Source organism: Rhodopirellula baltica SH 1 (assembly GCF_000196115.1).
GTDB classification, from domain to species: domain Bacteria; phylum Planctomycetota; class Planctomycetia; order Pirellulales; family Pirellulaceae; genus Rhodopirellula; species Rhodopirellula baltica.
In genome coordinates this window covers 6,510,051-6,522,722 of sequence record NC_005027.1, presented here as the reverse complement: position 1 = coordinate 6,522,722, position 12,672 = coordinate 6,510,051, and the positions used below count along the sequence as shown (strand labels likewise).

Here is a 12,672-nt window from a genome sequence, read left to right as displayed (position 1 = left end):
CGCAAAACAAATGGTCGCTGGCGTCTGGGTTTCGCCCCGGATGGGGCCGGCGTGCGAGCTAGGGGCGTCCCTCGCTCAACGGCGATTTGGAGTTGTGCTTTTCCTCGAATGGCCAACGGCCTCGTTCAACCTAGCCAGGGGCATCGCCCCTGGAGCAGAAAACACGACCCCATTTTGGCCAACGGCCGAATTCAATTCAAAACATGTGGGTTGATGTTGGCCGTTGGCCAACTCATTTCCCTTCGTTCTCGATCCCTGGGGCGATGCCCCAGGCTACGATGACGAAGGCCGTTGGCCATTCAACGAAAAAGCGCAACTTCAAAACTCACGCGTCGGGTTGTGATGGGTACTCTGACGAGCAGGAGTGCCCATCCTACGTGCGTTGAAACGTCGTTGACGACTCACTCGTCGGTGACGCAGCCTTCGCTGGCGCTCTTCACGCACTTGATGTACTTGTAGAGCGTTCCGCGGGTGGCTTTCAGTGGCGGTGCGGTCCACTTGGATCGGCGGGCTTCCAATTCAGCCGCATCGACTTCTAAGTCCAACGAGTTGGTTTCGGCATCAATCGTGATCGTGTCTCCATCTTCGATCAATGCGATCGGACCACCAACTTGTGCTTCGGGAGTGATGTGCCCCACGATGAACCCGTGACTACCGCCGCTGAAACGGCCGTCAGTCAGCATCGCGACGTCGCTTCCCAAACCAGCACCCATGATGGCACTGGTTGGAGTCAACATCTCAGGCATGCCGGGTCCGCCCTTGGGACCTTCGTAGCGGATCACAACGACGTCACCCTTTTGAATCTGCTTTTGTTCCAAAGCGGCGAGCATCAATTCCTCATTGTCATAGACACGAGCCGGTCCGCTGAACTGCAGACCTTCTTTGCCAGTGATTTTCGCGACCGCGCCTTCCGTGGCCAGTGATCCTTTCAGGATTCGAATGTGACCCGATTTTTTGATCGGCTCTTCGACCGTCGACACGATCTTTTGGCCGGTCTTCAAACCAGGCAAATCGGCCAGGTTCTCCGCGAGAGTCTTGCCGGTGACGGTCATGTGCTCGCCTTTGATCATGCCCTTTTCGAGCAAGTACTTCATCACCGCGGGCGTGCCACCGACGCTGTGCAGGTCTTCTTGAACGAACTTGCCGCTGGGTTTCAGGTCGGCCAAGAAAGGTGTGCGGTCGCTGACCGATTGGAAGTCTTCAATCGTCAGTGGCACATCGACGCTGCGAGCCATCGCGATCAAGTGAAGCACCGCGTTGGTGCTGCCGCCCAGTGCCATCAATGTCACCATCGCGTCTTCGAATGCACCGCGAGTCATGATGTCGCGAGGCTTGATGTCCTTCTTCAACAGTTCGAGGATGGCCAAACCGGCACGTTTGCATTCCTCTTTCTTTTCTGGATGCTCTGCAGGGATGCTGGCGGAGTAGGGCAGGGCCATGCCCAAGGCTTCGATTGCGGTGGCCATCGTGTTGGCGGTGTACATGCCGCCGCATGCTCCCGCACCTGGGCAACTGCGGCGAACGATTTCACTGCGTTCTTCTTCGCTGATTTGTCCCGCGATGAACTGGCCGTAGCACTGGAACGCGCTGACGATGTCCAGCTTCTCGTCGCGGTAGCTGCCAGGTTTAATCGTTCCACCGTAGACCATGATGGAAGGACGGTTCAGACGTCCCATCGCCATCAAACAGCCGGGCATGTTCTTGTCGCAGCCGGGCAGGGTGATCAACGCGTCGTACCACTGCGCCCCCATGATCGTCTCGATCGAGTCGGCGATCAGGTCGCGACTTTGCAGTGAGAAGCTCATCCCGTCGGTCCCCATCGAGATGCCGTCCGAGACACCGATGGTGTTGAAACGCATTCCGACCATTCCGGCGTCGGTGACTCCAGCTTTAACATCCGCTGCGAGATCGAGCAGGTGCATGTTGCAGCTGTTGCCCTCGTACCACATGCTGCCGATGCCGACTTGAGGCTTGTTCATATCCTCCGAGGACATGCCGGTGGCGTAAAGCATCGCCTGCGACGCACCCTGGCTTTTCGGCTGGGTGATCTTGCTGCTGTACTTGTTCAGTGCATTGGAATCGGATTCAGGCTGAGACGCGGTCATGAGATCGTTTTGGCAGGGGAAAGCGGCCGAAGATGGGTGGCAACACCTTGAAAGGGTCAAAGAGTATGATCGGTGACATGAAAACTACAAAGACGGGGCAGTTCATCTCACGAACAACCCTGACAAAGTTCCCATCTCCACCGTTCGGAATTGAGACCGGTTTCAATTCAAAAAAGCGAATTTCGACCATGAGCACACCCGTTTTGTCGTCCGCGAAAGCCCCTTCAGCTCATGTCACCGCGGCGTTGATGCTGGCGGTCGTCTGGGTGACGATGGGGCAGGGCACTCAAGCCCAAGACCAGCCCAAATTGGCGACGACGGTGGCAGAACCGGTCGAAGATCTCGGTGTCAGCGACGAAGAATTCAAGACTCGAAGTCGTTCGTTGTTCGACGGGCAAATCCTGGCGGGATTCGAAGGGGATGCTTCGTGGTTCCGGATCGAGGACGAATCGATCGTCGCGGGCCGGTTGGACCAACCGATCCCAAAGAACCAGTTCTTGGCCACGACCGAGAAGTTTGACAATTTCGAATTTCGAGCTGAGATCCGAATGCGCGGTGAAGGCCGCAACGCCGGGATCCAGTTCCGGTCTCGACGTCCGACCAAACGCGACGAAGTGCCATCCCATGAGATGATTGGCTACCAAGCCGACGCAGGCTATTCCGCCGAGCGATCCATTTGGGGCGCGTTGTATGACGAATCACGACGTCGTCGGATGCTGCAATTGCCCGAACCACCATTCGAAGTCGAGTGGAAGCAACCGGCAGCAGGGCAGGGCACCGCAACCAAAACATCCGAACAAGCCGACCAGGACTCACAACCAGCGACACCGGAACAAACCGACCGGCCCGAACAAACCGACTGGGTCGAGATGCGGATCGTGTGCCATGGACCTCGAATTCAGATCAGCCTCAACGGTATTCAGACGGTTGACTACATTGAAACCGAAGAAGGCATTCCTCAGGTCGGCGTGATCGCATTGCAAATTCATTCCGGAAAACCCGCGGAAGCTTGGTATCGAAATCTTCGCATTCTCGGACTGGACTGATGACGCCCGACATTCGATTTGTTTACTTCGACCTCGGGAACATCCTGGTCTCGTTCGATCGCAATCTTGCCAGCGACAACGTGGCGGACTTGTTCGGTGGAACCCGCGAAGCGTCCGATGAAATTCTTCACACGGGCGGATTGCAGAATCAGCTGGAAACCGGCCTGATCTCGGAAGATGAATTCGCGCAAGCGGTTCGCGATGCTTACGCGACGTTGGTGCAACCTAATGGGATGGTCGCAACAGGCGACATCATGCGGGCGATCAGTGACATGTTCACACCGATCGAGTCGATGGTTGCCGTTCTGCAATCATTGCGTGCGGCGAAGGTTCCGATCGGAATCCTCAGCAACACGTGTGCGGCTCATTGGAACTGGGTCAACGGCCGTGACTGGGAAATCATGAGCGGTCCGTTTGACGTGCAAGTCGTCAGCTACGAGACCCGGAGCATGAAACCGGACCGCGTCATTTATGAAACGGCGATGAAGTTGGCCAGCGAGTGCTTGGCAATGCGACCGGACGAAGGCGACAATGCTGAATTGCGACCGGAAGAAATTCTCTTCGTCGACGATCGCGAGGAAAACGTGGAAGCCGCACTCGCTCACGGATGGAAGGCGGAAGTGTGTTTGGGCGGTGAACAAGCAATCGATGTTTTGCGACGACACGGATTTGATGTCCCTCTCGCATCCACCGCATAGGAAACCGAGTGAATCACATGGACAATCCACTCTCACCGCGAAGTACAGCGACCGCGCCGCACATCAACACGGCGACCTCGCACATCGCGACGCCGCCGCTGGATAGTTCGCCAAGAACCGTTGCCGCGATTGACATTGGTGCGACTAGCATTCGAATGGCCATCGCTGAGATTCTGCACGACGGAAGTGTGCGAACCCTCGAATCACTGCTGCAACCGGTCGACCTCGGTCGCGATGCGTTCGAAACACGCCGTCTGTCTCGCAAGGGCATCGAACGAGCCGCCGCGGTGTTAAGACGTTTCCGCCGAGTCCTGCGGGAATACGGCATCGACTCAACCAACGACATTCGCGTTGTTGCCACCAGCGCCGTTCGCGAAGCCAGCAACCGCGTGGCGTTCATCGACCGAGTTTATGTGGCAACCGGTTTGGATGTCGAACCGATCGACGAAGCCGAAGTGAATCGCATCACTTACATGGGCATCACGCCGCAACTGATGGCTTTGGCGGAAACCGCCGAGAGCAAATCATTGGTGGTGGAAGTCGGTGGAGGCAGCACCGAGTTGCTCGTCATCCGCGGCGGCAACGTGTTGCATAGCGAGTCATTTCGTTTGGGGTCGCTGCGACTGCTGCAAACGCTCGATGCATCCGGTGCTCGCGGCGTCCGCTGGCGGGAGTTGTTGGAAACTCACATTCGCCGAATTTTGGTTCGGATCGGTGATCAAGTTCGCACGGACACGCAATTGCACTTGGTCGCGATCGGTGGCGACATCCGATTTGCCGCTCACCGATTGATCGAAGATTGGGACGAAACCAATCTGGCTCGTGTTCCCGTCGACAAGCTTGAAGAACTGACCAAGCAAATCCTCGAAATGGGCGAAGACGCGGTCGTCAAAAAATTTGGGGCGACCTTTGTCGAGGCGGAAACGCTCGCTCCAGCACTGCTGGCTTACACGATGTTGGCTCGGCACTTTGACCTAAAGCACATTCTGGTCAGCGATATCAATTTGCGGGATGGTTTGCTGGCCGACATCGTGCAGGGCGGCAATTGGACCAGCGAATTCCGTCAACAGATCATTCGCTCGGCAGTATCACTCGGACGCAAATACCAAATCGACGAGATCCATTCACGGGCCGTCGCGGAGCTGGCTCGCCGTTTGTTCGAAGAGCTTGCCAAAGAACATCAGCTGGACGCTCGTTACGAAGTGTTGCTGTACGTGTCGGCGTTGCTACATGAAGTCGGCTTATACATCAGCCTGCACAGCAACCACAAACACGCTTACTACATCATCCGTAACAGCGAACTGTTTGGGCTGTCTCAGCAAGAGTTGATGCTGGTGGCGTTGGTCGCTCGGTATCACCGCAGGGCTTCACCCCAAAGCAACCATGAAGGATACGGATCACTGGACCGACACGACCGAGTGGCGGTGGCCAAGATGGCAGCAATCTTGCGATTGGCGATCGCGTTGGATGACACACGCAGCGGACGAATTCGCGAAATCAATGTGACGCAAGAAGGCAAGCGTTTGGTCATCTCGGCACCGGGGGTCGACGATGTCTCGCTGGAACAAATCGCGATGCGAAGCCATTCCGGATTGTTCCAAGACATCTTCGGCAAACCCGTCCTACTGAGACCCGAGGTGAAGTGATGCCGAAGCGTAAAGTGATTCCGAAGCAGCAACCGCTCGCAAGCAACGCACTCTCTCCAACAGCCGTGACTTTGCCCTCCAGCATCTCGTGCGGTGTGGGGTTGGTCCATTCTCGGTTGGGACGGGCTCGCTCGGGATGGGCCCGCTTTGGGTGGATCTGCGTGTTGATCTCAATTGTGACGCCCGTGTGGTCGCAGTCGCCTCGCTCATCAAGATCTCATTTCAATCCATCTCCATTGACCAGCGGCAGTTCCTTGGCTCAGCCTCCTCATTTAATTTTGGGCCAAACCGGTTCGTCGCGATCCGCCGTCGACGATCGCTACGCGGCCGCACGACGCAAGCTCGTTGAAACTCGAATCCGAACCGCTGGCGTGACCAACGAAGCGGTTCTGAAATCGATTGAGACCACGCCTCGACACGAGTTCGTTCCCGCGGCGGTGCGAGACAAGGCGTACTTTGACATGGCCTTGCCTATCGGCTCGGCACAAACCATCAGCAGTCCGTTCATCGTCGCGTCGATGACGGAGACGCTTGATCCCAAACCGACCGACAAAGTGTTGGAAATCGGCACCGGCAGCGGTTACCAAGCCGCCGTGCTCAGTCCCTTGGTCGCGGAAGTTTATTCGATTGAAATTGTCGACGAACTCGGCACGCGTGCGGCCGGAGTGCTCAGCAAGCTGGGTTATGAAAACGTCCACACTCGCATCGGCGATGGTTTCCTTGGTTGGCCGGAAGCCTCTCCTTTCGACAAAATCATCGTGACGTGCAGCCCCGAGTCGGTGCCGGTTCCGCTAGTGCAACAACTTCGCGAAGGCGGGTCGATGATCATTCCCGTCGGCGAACGCTATCAACAAACGCTGTACCGGATGACCAAACGTGATGGCGAGCTGGTTCGCGAACCACTCCGGCCGACGCTGTTTGTCCCCATGACTGGCACGGCGGAGGACGCTCGTCAAACGCTTCCCGATCCCGCCAACCCCAAAGTCGTCAACCAGGATTTCTCCGATCCGCCCGGAGCCGACGATCCAGAGGGTTTTGTGCCCGGATGGTATTACGGTCGGCAAGTCGAGCAAGTCGCGTTACAGGCAGACGGAGCCGAAGGTGCGAAAGATTCCGGGTTGGTTCGGTTTGAAAACGAGACCCCCGGTTTGGGATCGCACTTGTTGCAAGGCATTGCAATCGACGGAACCAAAGTCTCTTTGATTCGTCTGTCTGCTCGACTTCGAACCGACAAGGTTGTGAAGGGGCCCGATGCGGATGCGTGGCCAATGGTCGCAATCAGTTTCTACGACGAGCTAAGGCGTGACCTGGGAACATTTTCGATGGGTCCATATCGAGGAACTCGTCCGTGGCGTGATGACAGCCGTTTGGTACGGGTCCCGCGAGCCGCACGTGAGGGAATTGTGCGGATTGGATTGTTCGGAGCGACCGGGACAGTTGAGTTTGACCACGTATCGATCGAGAAGATTGACTGAATGTCCAACGGATAAAGCATTCATCTGTGAGCAAAGTCGCTCTCGGAAATGGCTGTTTCGAGCTTTCGACCGCCACAACGCAACCCAATTATTTTACCCAGTCTTCTTGATCGGCAACGCCGGTCCGCTATCCTGGCGACGGTGACGGGCCCCCAAATTTGATGGCCCGCATCTTCAATGTGCAATTCAAGCCGTTAAGTCGCTCACATTTGTGGTGGCGACCGATCGGCATCAGCAAGAGTCGCGTCAAAAGGATGGAGAATCGTTTATGAGGTGCATGCATTTGTTGGCATGCCTCACGTTGGCGCTCAGCATGAGCGTCACGGCAGAGGCGGGTGGCTCCTACGGGAGTTACGGCAGTAGCGGTGGCAGTGGCCTGGTCTACGGCAGCAGTGGCGGTAGCAGCGGCGGCGGGTTGCTTGCTGGCCTGCGTGCTCGCATTGCGGCTCGCCATTCCGGTTCCTCGGGAGGCTCGGTCGGAGCTGCCTCGGGCGGTTCATCCGGTGGATACACCGCCGCGTACGCTTCTTCAGGTGGCTCGTCGGGAGGTTCTTCCGGTGGATCGTCAGGTGGATACTCGCGCGGATCATCCGGCGGCGGCCTGGCAGGTCACTTGCGTCAAAAAATCGCTCGCATCAAAGCTCGCCGTCATGGCAGCAGCGGCGGTTACGTTGTCAAAGCGAACTACAGCAGCGGTGGCACGTCCTACAGCAGCGGCGGACGTTCGTCCGGCGGCAGCAGTGGCGGCTACTACGCTCCTTCGGTTTCGTATTCGTCCGCTTACTCAGGCGGCAGCAGCGGTGGCAGCTCCGGCGGAGTCAGCTATGCAGCTCCGATGAGCTACGCACCAGCGATTTCGCACAGCGTTCCAATGATCGAATCGGCTCCGATTTACTCGGCCCCCATCCAAGGCGAAACCATCATCGATGGTGGAGTTCCCATGGGTGAGACCATCATCGACGGCTCGATCATCGACAGCGGTGCTTCTTACGAAACCCGCAAGCCAACCCTGGATGACGACGCTGCTTTGTTGACCGTCGCCGTTCCTGTGGAATCGGCTCGTGTGACCGTCAATGGACACGAAACAACCAGCGATGGCATGGTTCGTCAATTCATGTCGCGTGGTCTCAAAGACGGCTACCTCTACACCTACGAAGTTGTCGTGACCTACGACGTCGAAGGTGAAGAACGCACCGACAAACGAACCATCAAACTTCGCCCCGGCGACATGGAACGTTTGGTGTTCAACCAAACCGAAGCCGTCTCGGATGAAGAAGGCGACGAAGAAGAAGACCAGTTCAGCGCAGTTGAAACAACTCAACCAGAAACGGTTGTTCAACTTCACGTTCCTGCCGAAGCGAAAGTCGTTTTGGCTGGTAACGAAACCAATGGCTTCGGAACGGTTCGCACCTTCCGCACCACTCAATTGGCCGCCGGTGAAAACTGGGAAAACTACACCGTTCGCGTGATGTTGGATTCCAACGGTCGCCAACTGAGCCAAGAACGCACGATCAATGTTGCCGCTGGTGACACCGTCGAACTCAACTTCGAATTCGACGACCAAGCCATCGCGATGCGATAGTCACGCTGTCGCCTGATCGAAAATTTTGATTCAGCACGAAGCCGCGTCGAGGCAAACCGCTTCGACGCGGCTTTTTCATGCGCCATCGCCCCAAGGCTTCCGCTCGCCATCCACAGGGTGGTTTGAAGACATCGTTTGTCACAGAAGTTAAACTATTGATTGAATCAACTCGCCTCCACACATCCGATCGCCCACCATGCCAAACAATCAATCCGACTCATCACTGAACCGTCGAGGAATGCTCACCCGAGCGGCAGCTGTTGCGGCTGGCACCGCCGCCATCTCCGCCGCCGCTTCTCATGCCCAGGACACAACAGGTGCGGTCGACGCCACCGGTGCTGTTGATGCAAAGCAGGGCCGATTGAATCAATCGGTTTGCAAGTGGTGCTTCCCCAAGATCTCACTGGAAGACATGGCGAAAGAAGCCGCCTCGCTAGGCATGGTTGGGATCGACTTGCTGGACCCGAAGGACTTTCCGACGCTGAAGAAGCACGGTTTGGTCTGCACGATGGTCCAGTCGCATTCGCTGGGCAACGGTTTGTGCGACCCCAAATTCCACGATGAGTGTTTGGAAAAGATGAACGTCGCCATCGAAGCAACGGCGGCGGAAGGATGGAAGAACGTGATCTGCTTCAGTGGCAACGCTCGAGGGATCGATCGCGAAACCGGCATGAAGAACTGCGTCGACGCACTGAAGAAAATCACGCCGGTGGCTGAGAAAGCTGGCGTGACGCTCCAAATGGAATTGCTCAACAGCAAAGTCGATCACGCGGACTACATGTGCGACAACAGCACCTGGGGTGTCGAGCTCGTCAAACGAGTCGGTAGCGACAACTTCAAGTTGTTGTACGACATCTATCACATGCAAATCATGGAAGGTGACATCATTCGCACCATCCAAAACAACCATCAATACTTTGGGCACTACCACACCGCGGGCAACCCCGGTCGCCATGAACTCGACGACAACCAAGAGTTGCTGTACCCGCCAATTGCAAAAGCGATTGCGGACACCGGATACGATGGCTACTTCGCTCACGAATTCTTGCCCGTTCGCGACCCCATCGCGGGTCTTCGAGACGCAGTCGCCCAGTGCATCGTTTGATCGATGCCGAGCAAGAGCACGCGTTTTCGCTGAGAGTTCAGATCAAACTCTCAGCGGCCATAGCGTTGGACTGCTGAGCAGGTACGCAGGTGTCATTGGGAATGTGAGCCGTTGGCGTTAGCCACGGTTTTCACGCGCAACTGGAGCAAGCGTCCAAGCGGCTCACATGGTTGTGCCCGAACACTCCTGCCGTCGTGCTTCAAAACGGCGGGGCGACCAACGGCGACGACGCGGTCATCCCTCGCGTCATCGCGGGGGCTTTGACCGAACGAGCCGGCGAGTCTTTGCGAGTGTAGTTTTCCTTGACCGGTGCTGGCCTGGAAGCGGCTGGCTTTTTGGCCTGTTGCTTCAGCACACGACTTTCGTCGGGAATGATCCGCAACTCCAAACCGGCCAAGTCTTTTTCCTGCATCGCTTTCACCTCACGGGCGAGAGCGATTCGATCTCGCCGGGTGGCTTCAAAGGATCGCGAAACGATCTTCTTTGGCGACGTGCCGCCTTTCTCATACAAAGCGATTCGCAATCGCCCATCGGTCAAGAACTCTTTGCTGGACCCGACATAAAACTGCCGCCAAGATTTCGATTCTTTGTCGTAAGCGGTCAGCAAATAGCGTGAACGCTGAGTCAGCGGACGACGCAGGTATTCTTCGGGCGTGATCGGGTCCGCAATCAAATCGCGAACCTCGCGAATTTGAAGGTATCGACGACGGAACGTTGTGTTGGATTCGACCAACGTCGAATCGGGATAGGTCAGCTCGATTTCTGTATCTGGTTTGAACATGATTTGTCTCCTTCGGGACCGAGGAAGCATTGGCTCAGAAACATTGGCCTCTCAGTGCGCCTTGCATTGCATTGTTCGCGAGTGCCCGGACACGTTTGGTCAAAATGCTGGAATTTGAACGATTCACTTGCTCACCTAGCGATTTCCGGTCCGGTTTGTTCCGCTCACGGAAACTTTGCGGCACCTCGCCAAACGCGTTTGCTAGAATGGGCACATCCCGCCTACTCCCCCGCCTGAGTTCACCCATGATTCGCATCTTCCGTCATACCGGTTTGTCACGTCCGTCAAAATGGATGTGCGGATTCGCCCGCACCAAGCAGGGCCGCGACGATCAGCACCGCATCACCCAAAGCGACACCCACCAAAACCGATCGCTTCTGTGCGGATTCTTGATTGTGACGATGGCAATCCCAACGATTGGGCTGGCTGAATCATGGCCGCAATTCCGAGGGCCACGTGGCGACGGTATCGTCACCAAAGGCAATCCACCGGTTCAGTTCGGCGAAGACAAAAACCTCACCTGGAAGACCGATCTGGATGGAAAGGCTTGGTCCTCACCCGTCATCGCTGACGGAACGATTTGGTTGACTTCCGCTGTGGAGATTGTTCCCACGGAAGACGAACGAGTGGACTTGTTAAGAAAAACCGATAATGAAGAACGACAGTTCAAACAACTCGCGATCGCGAAAGCCATCGAACTGAAAGTCTTCGCGGTTGATCTTGAAACTGGGCAATTGAAACAAACGATTGAGCTGACCACCGTTGAACAGCCCGATGCAATTCATTCACTCAACAGCTACGCATCGCCGACACCGGTGATCGATGGCAATCGCCTTCTTTGCCACTTCGGAACCTTTGGAACGTTCTGCCTTGATCGGACCGACGGCAAATTGATCTGGGAGCGGACGTTGCCGCTGAAGCACGCCGTGGGCCCGGGCAGCTCGCCCATCGTTCACGATGGGAAAGTGATCCTGATTCAGGACGGACTGGAGCGGCAATATGTGATCGCCCTGAACGCGGAAACTGGTTCGACGGAATGGGAAACCGATCGCCCGCCAATGGACGCACCCACCGGTGATCAGAAGAAAGCCTACTGCACCCCCATTGTCGTTACCGACTCAAACGGTCGTGAGCAATTGCTTTGCATGGGTTCGCAGTGGATGGTTTCGTACAACGCAAAAACGGGCGAAGAGTTTTGGCGTCTCTATCATGGCAAAGGATTCTCTGTTGTTCCTCGCCCCATCTTCGATGGCAATGCGGTCTACTTCTCGACCGGGTTTGGCAAACCACAACTCTGGGCGGCAAAGGTCGATGGTTCCGGTGACGTCACCGACTCTCATGTGCTGTGGACGGTGAAGAAGAGCATCCCAGCGAAGCCGTCACCAATCGCCGTCGATGGATTGCTATTCGTGGTCGACGACAACGGAGTCGCATCCTGCATCGACAGCGAGGACGGCACCAACGTTTGGTCGAAACGCTTGGGCGGAAAGTTTTCTGCCTCACCGATAATGGCAAACGGCCGAATGTACTTTTGCAATCATGACGGCGAGGTATTTGTCATCAAACCCGGCAGGGAGTGTGACATCGAAGTGACCAATCAAATCGACGGACAAATCATGGCATCCCCCGCCGTGATTGACGATGCTTTGATTTTGCGAACCGCGACGTCGCTTTACCGATTCGATCGGTAAAGAGAGCGAAGAAAGAATCAGATCAATGAGCTGGTCAGCTCAGTTTGGCTTGGCGACAGGGGTGACTCGTTTCGCCTTGCAATTGTTTTCTTCCAGGCGACGGGCCGTTTCTTCGCGATAAAGCTGGGTCGTCGTTTCGTGAGCTTCGCCTGACTCTTGCTTGCGGTTGAGCAGTTTGCTCGCGATGACGGGGTGTGTGAAACCGTGAACAGTTTGGATGAATGCAGGATTCATTGGATCGAAATCTAAATTTGCTTTGAGACTGAAGTGAATGTTTGCCGAGAGTGTTTGTTCTCTCAGCGGTGACAATGCCTGTAAAAAGATGCACGTCGCGTGCCGAAGACGAACAAAACTGCATCGGATACGTGACAACGAGTGTGCCGCGGCCAGATCACCAGCATTGCCATCCGGTGGATCGGGCAAAGATCCAGAGCCCAGAGGGCGCACAATGTTTCGGTTGTATCGATCAGATGAGACAAAACGGGCAAGAAGCTGCCCGGTCCTCGGATCGCATCAAAATGACTCTCGGATCGCTTCGAACAA

General features: G+C 56.2%; 10 protein-coding genes. 7 read left to right on the top strand and 3 right to left on the bottom strand.

The genetic code is table 11. The features are described from left to right. Positions 1-401 precede the first annotated feature (401 nt). Positions 402-2,105, bottom strand: a complete 1,704-nt coding sequence (gene ilvD, locus RB_RS25125; RefSeq protein ID WP_164922486.1) for a dihydroxy-acid dehydratase — start codon at positions 2,103-2,105, stop codon at positions 402-404. Between the two features lie 188 nt (positions 2,106-2,293). Between ilvD and RB_RS25120 the strand changes: the two genes are divergently transcribed. The 6 genes from RB_RS25120 (at position 2,294) to RB_RS25095 (ending at position 9,657) form a co-directional block, all read left to right on the top strand. Next, positions 2,294-3,151, top strand: a complete 858-nt coding sequence (locus RB_RS25120) for a 3-keto-disaccharide hydrolase (protein ID WP_011123567.1) — start codon at positions 2,294-2,296, stop codon at positions 3,149-3,151. Next, a complete protein-coding gene (locus tag RB_RS25115) occupies positions 3,151-3,849 on the top strand; it encodes an HAD family hydrolase (RefSeq protein WP_164922484.1) in 699 nt (232 codons plus the stop codon). The genes RB_RS25120 and RB_RS25115 overlap by 1 nt, the downstream gene beginning before the upstream one ends. Positions 3,850-3,866: 17 nt before the next feature. After that, the gene (locus RB_RS25110; protein ID WP_007329914.1) at positions 3,867-5,495 is read left to right on the top strand and encodes a Ppx/GppA phosphatase family protein; all 1,629 of its coding nucleotides are present in this window, start codon (positions 3,867-3,869) and stop codon (positions 5,493-5,495) included. Beyond that, positions 5,495-6,970 (top strand): protein-L-isoaspartate(D-aspartate) O-methyltransferase, encoded by a 1,476-nt coding sequence (locus tag RB_RS25105; protein WP_390174938.1) that lies wholly within the window; start codon positions 5,495-5,497, stop codon positions 6,968-6,970. Before RB_RS25110 ends, RB_RS25105 begins: the two co-directional genes overlap by 1 nt. A gap of 277 nt (positions 6,971-7,247) precedes the next feature. Beyond that, positions 7,248-8,552: a TIGR03000 domain-containing protein gene (locus RB_RS25100; RefSeq protein ID WP_164922483.1), complete on the top strand. Its 1,305-nt coding sequence runs from the start codon at positions 7,248-7,250 to the stop codon at positions 8,550-8,552. Positions 8,553-8,748: 196 nt separating this feature from the next. Further along, positions 8,749-9,657 (top strand): hydroxypyruvate isomerase family protein, encoded by a 909-nt coding sequence (locus RB_RS25095; RefSeq protein ID WP_011123560.1) that lies wholly within the window; start codon positions 8,749-8,751, stop codon positions 9,655-9,657. Positions 9,658-9,856: 199 nt separating this feature from the next. On the opposite strand, the gene RB_RS25090 is transcribed toward RB_RS25095, so the two are convergent. Beyond that, positions 9,857-10,438 (bottom strand): hypothetical protein, encoded by a 582-nt coding sequence (locus RB_RS25090; RefSeq protein WP_007326164.1) that lies wholly within the window; start codon positions 10,436-10,438, stop codon positions 9,857-9,859. 245 nt (positions 10,439-10,683) lie between these two features. Between RB_RS25090 and RB_RS25085 the strand changes: the two genes are divergently transcribed. Beyond that, the gene (locus RB_RS25085) at positions 10,684-12,129 is read left to right on the top strand and encodes an outer membrane protein assembly factor BamB family protein (RefSeq protein ID WP_231845969.1); all 1,446 of its coding nucleotides are present in this window, start codon (positions 10,684-10,686) and stop codon (positions 12,127-12,129) included. Between the two features lie 39 nt (positions 12,130-12,168). Here RB_RS25085 and RB_RS28265 read toward each other — a convergent pair whose 3' ends face one another. Next, positions 12,169-12,363: a hypothetical protein gene (locus RB_RS28265; RefSeq protein WP_231845968.1), complete on the bottom strand. Its 195-nt coding sequence runs from the start codon at positions 12,361-12,363 to the stop codon at positions 12,169-12,171. Positions 12,364-12,672 lie beyond the last annotated feature (309 nt).

Excerpts from the sequence above, each read along its gene's own strand:
- RB_RS25095 (WP_011123560.1), top strand. The coding sequence starts at position 8,749 with ATGCCAAACAATCAATCCGACTCATCACTGAACCGTCGAGGAATGCTC.
- RB_RS25110 (WP_007329914.1), top strand. The coding sequence starts at position 3,867 with ATGGACAATCCACTCTCACCGCGAAGTACAGCGACCGCGCCGCACATC.
- RB_RS25085 (WP_231845969.1), top strand. The coding sequence starts at position 10,684 with ATGATTCGCATCTTCCGTCATACCGGTTTGTCACGTCCGTCAAAATGG.
- ilvD (WP_164922486.1), bottom strand. The coding sequence starts at position 2,105 with ATGACCGCGTCTCAGCCTGAATCCGATTCCAATGCACTGAACAAGTAC.
- RB_RS25090 (WP_007326164.1), bottom strand. The coding sequence starts at position 10,438 with ATGTTCAAACCAGATACAGAAATCGAGCTGACCTATCCCGATTCGACG.
- RB_RS25115 (WP_164922484.1), top strand. The coding sequence starts at position 3,151 with ATGACGCCCGACATTCGATTTGTTTACTTCGACCTCGGGAACATCCTG.
- RB_RS25105 (WP_390174938.1), top strand. The coding sequence starts at position 5,495 with ATGCCGAAGCGTAAAGTGATTCCGAAGCAGCAACCGCTCGCAAGCAAC.
- RB_RS25100 (WP_164922483.1), top strand. The coding sequence starts at position 7,248 with ATGCATTTGTTGGCATGCCTCACGTTGGCGCTCAGCATGAGCGTCACG.
- RB_RS25120 (WP_011123567.1), top strand. The coding sequence starts at position 2,294 with ATGAGCACACCCGTTTTGTCGTCCGCGAAAGCCCCTTCAGCTCATGTC.
- RB_RS28265 (WP_231845968.1), bottom strand. The coding sequence starts at position 12,363 with ATGAATCCTGCATTCATCCAAACTGTTCACGGTTTCACACACCCCGTC.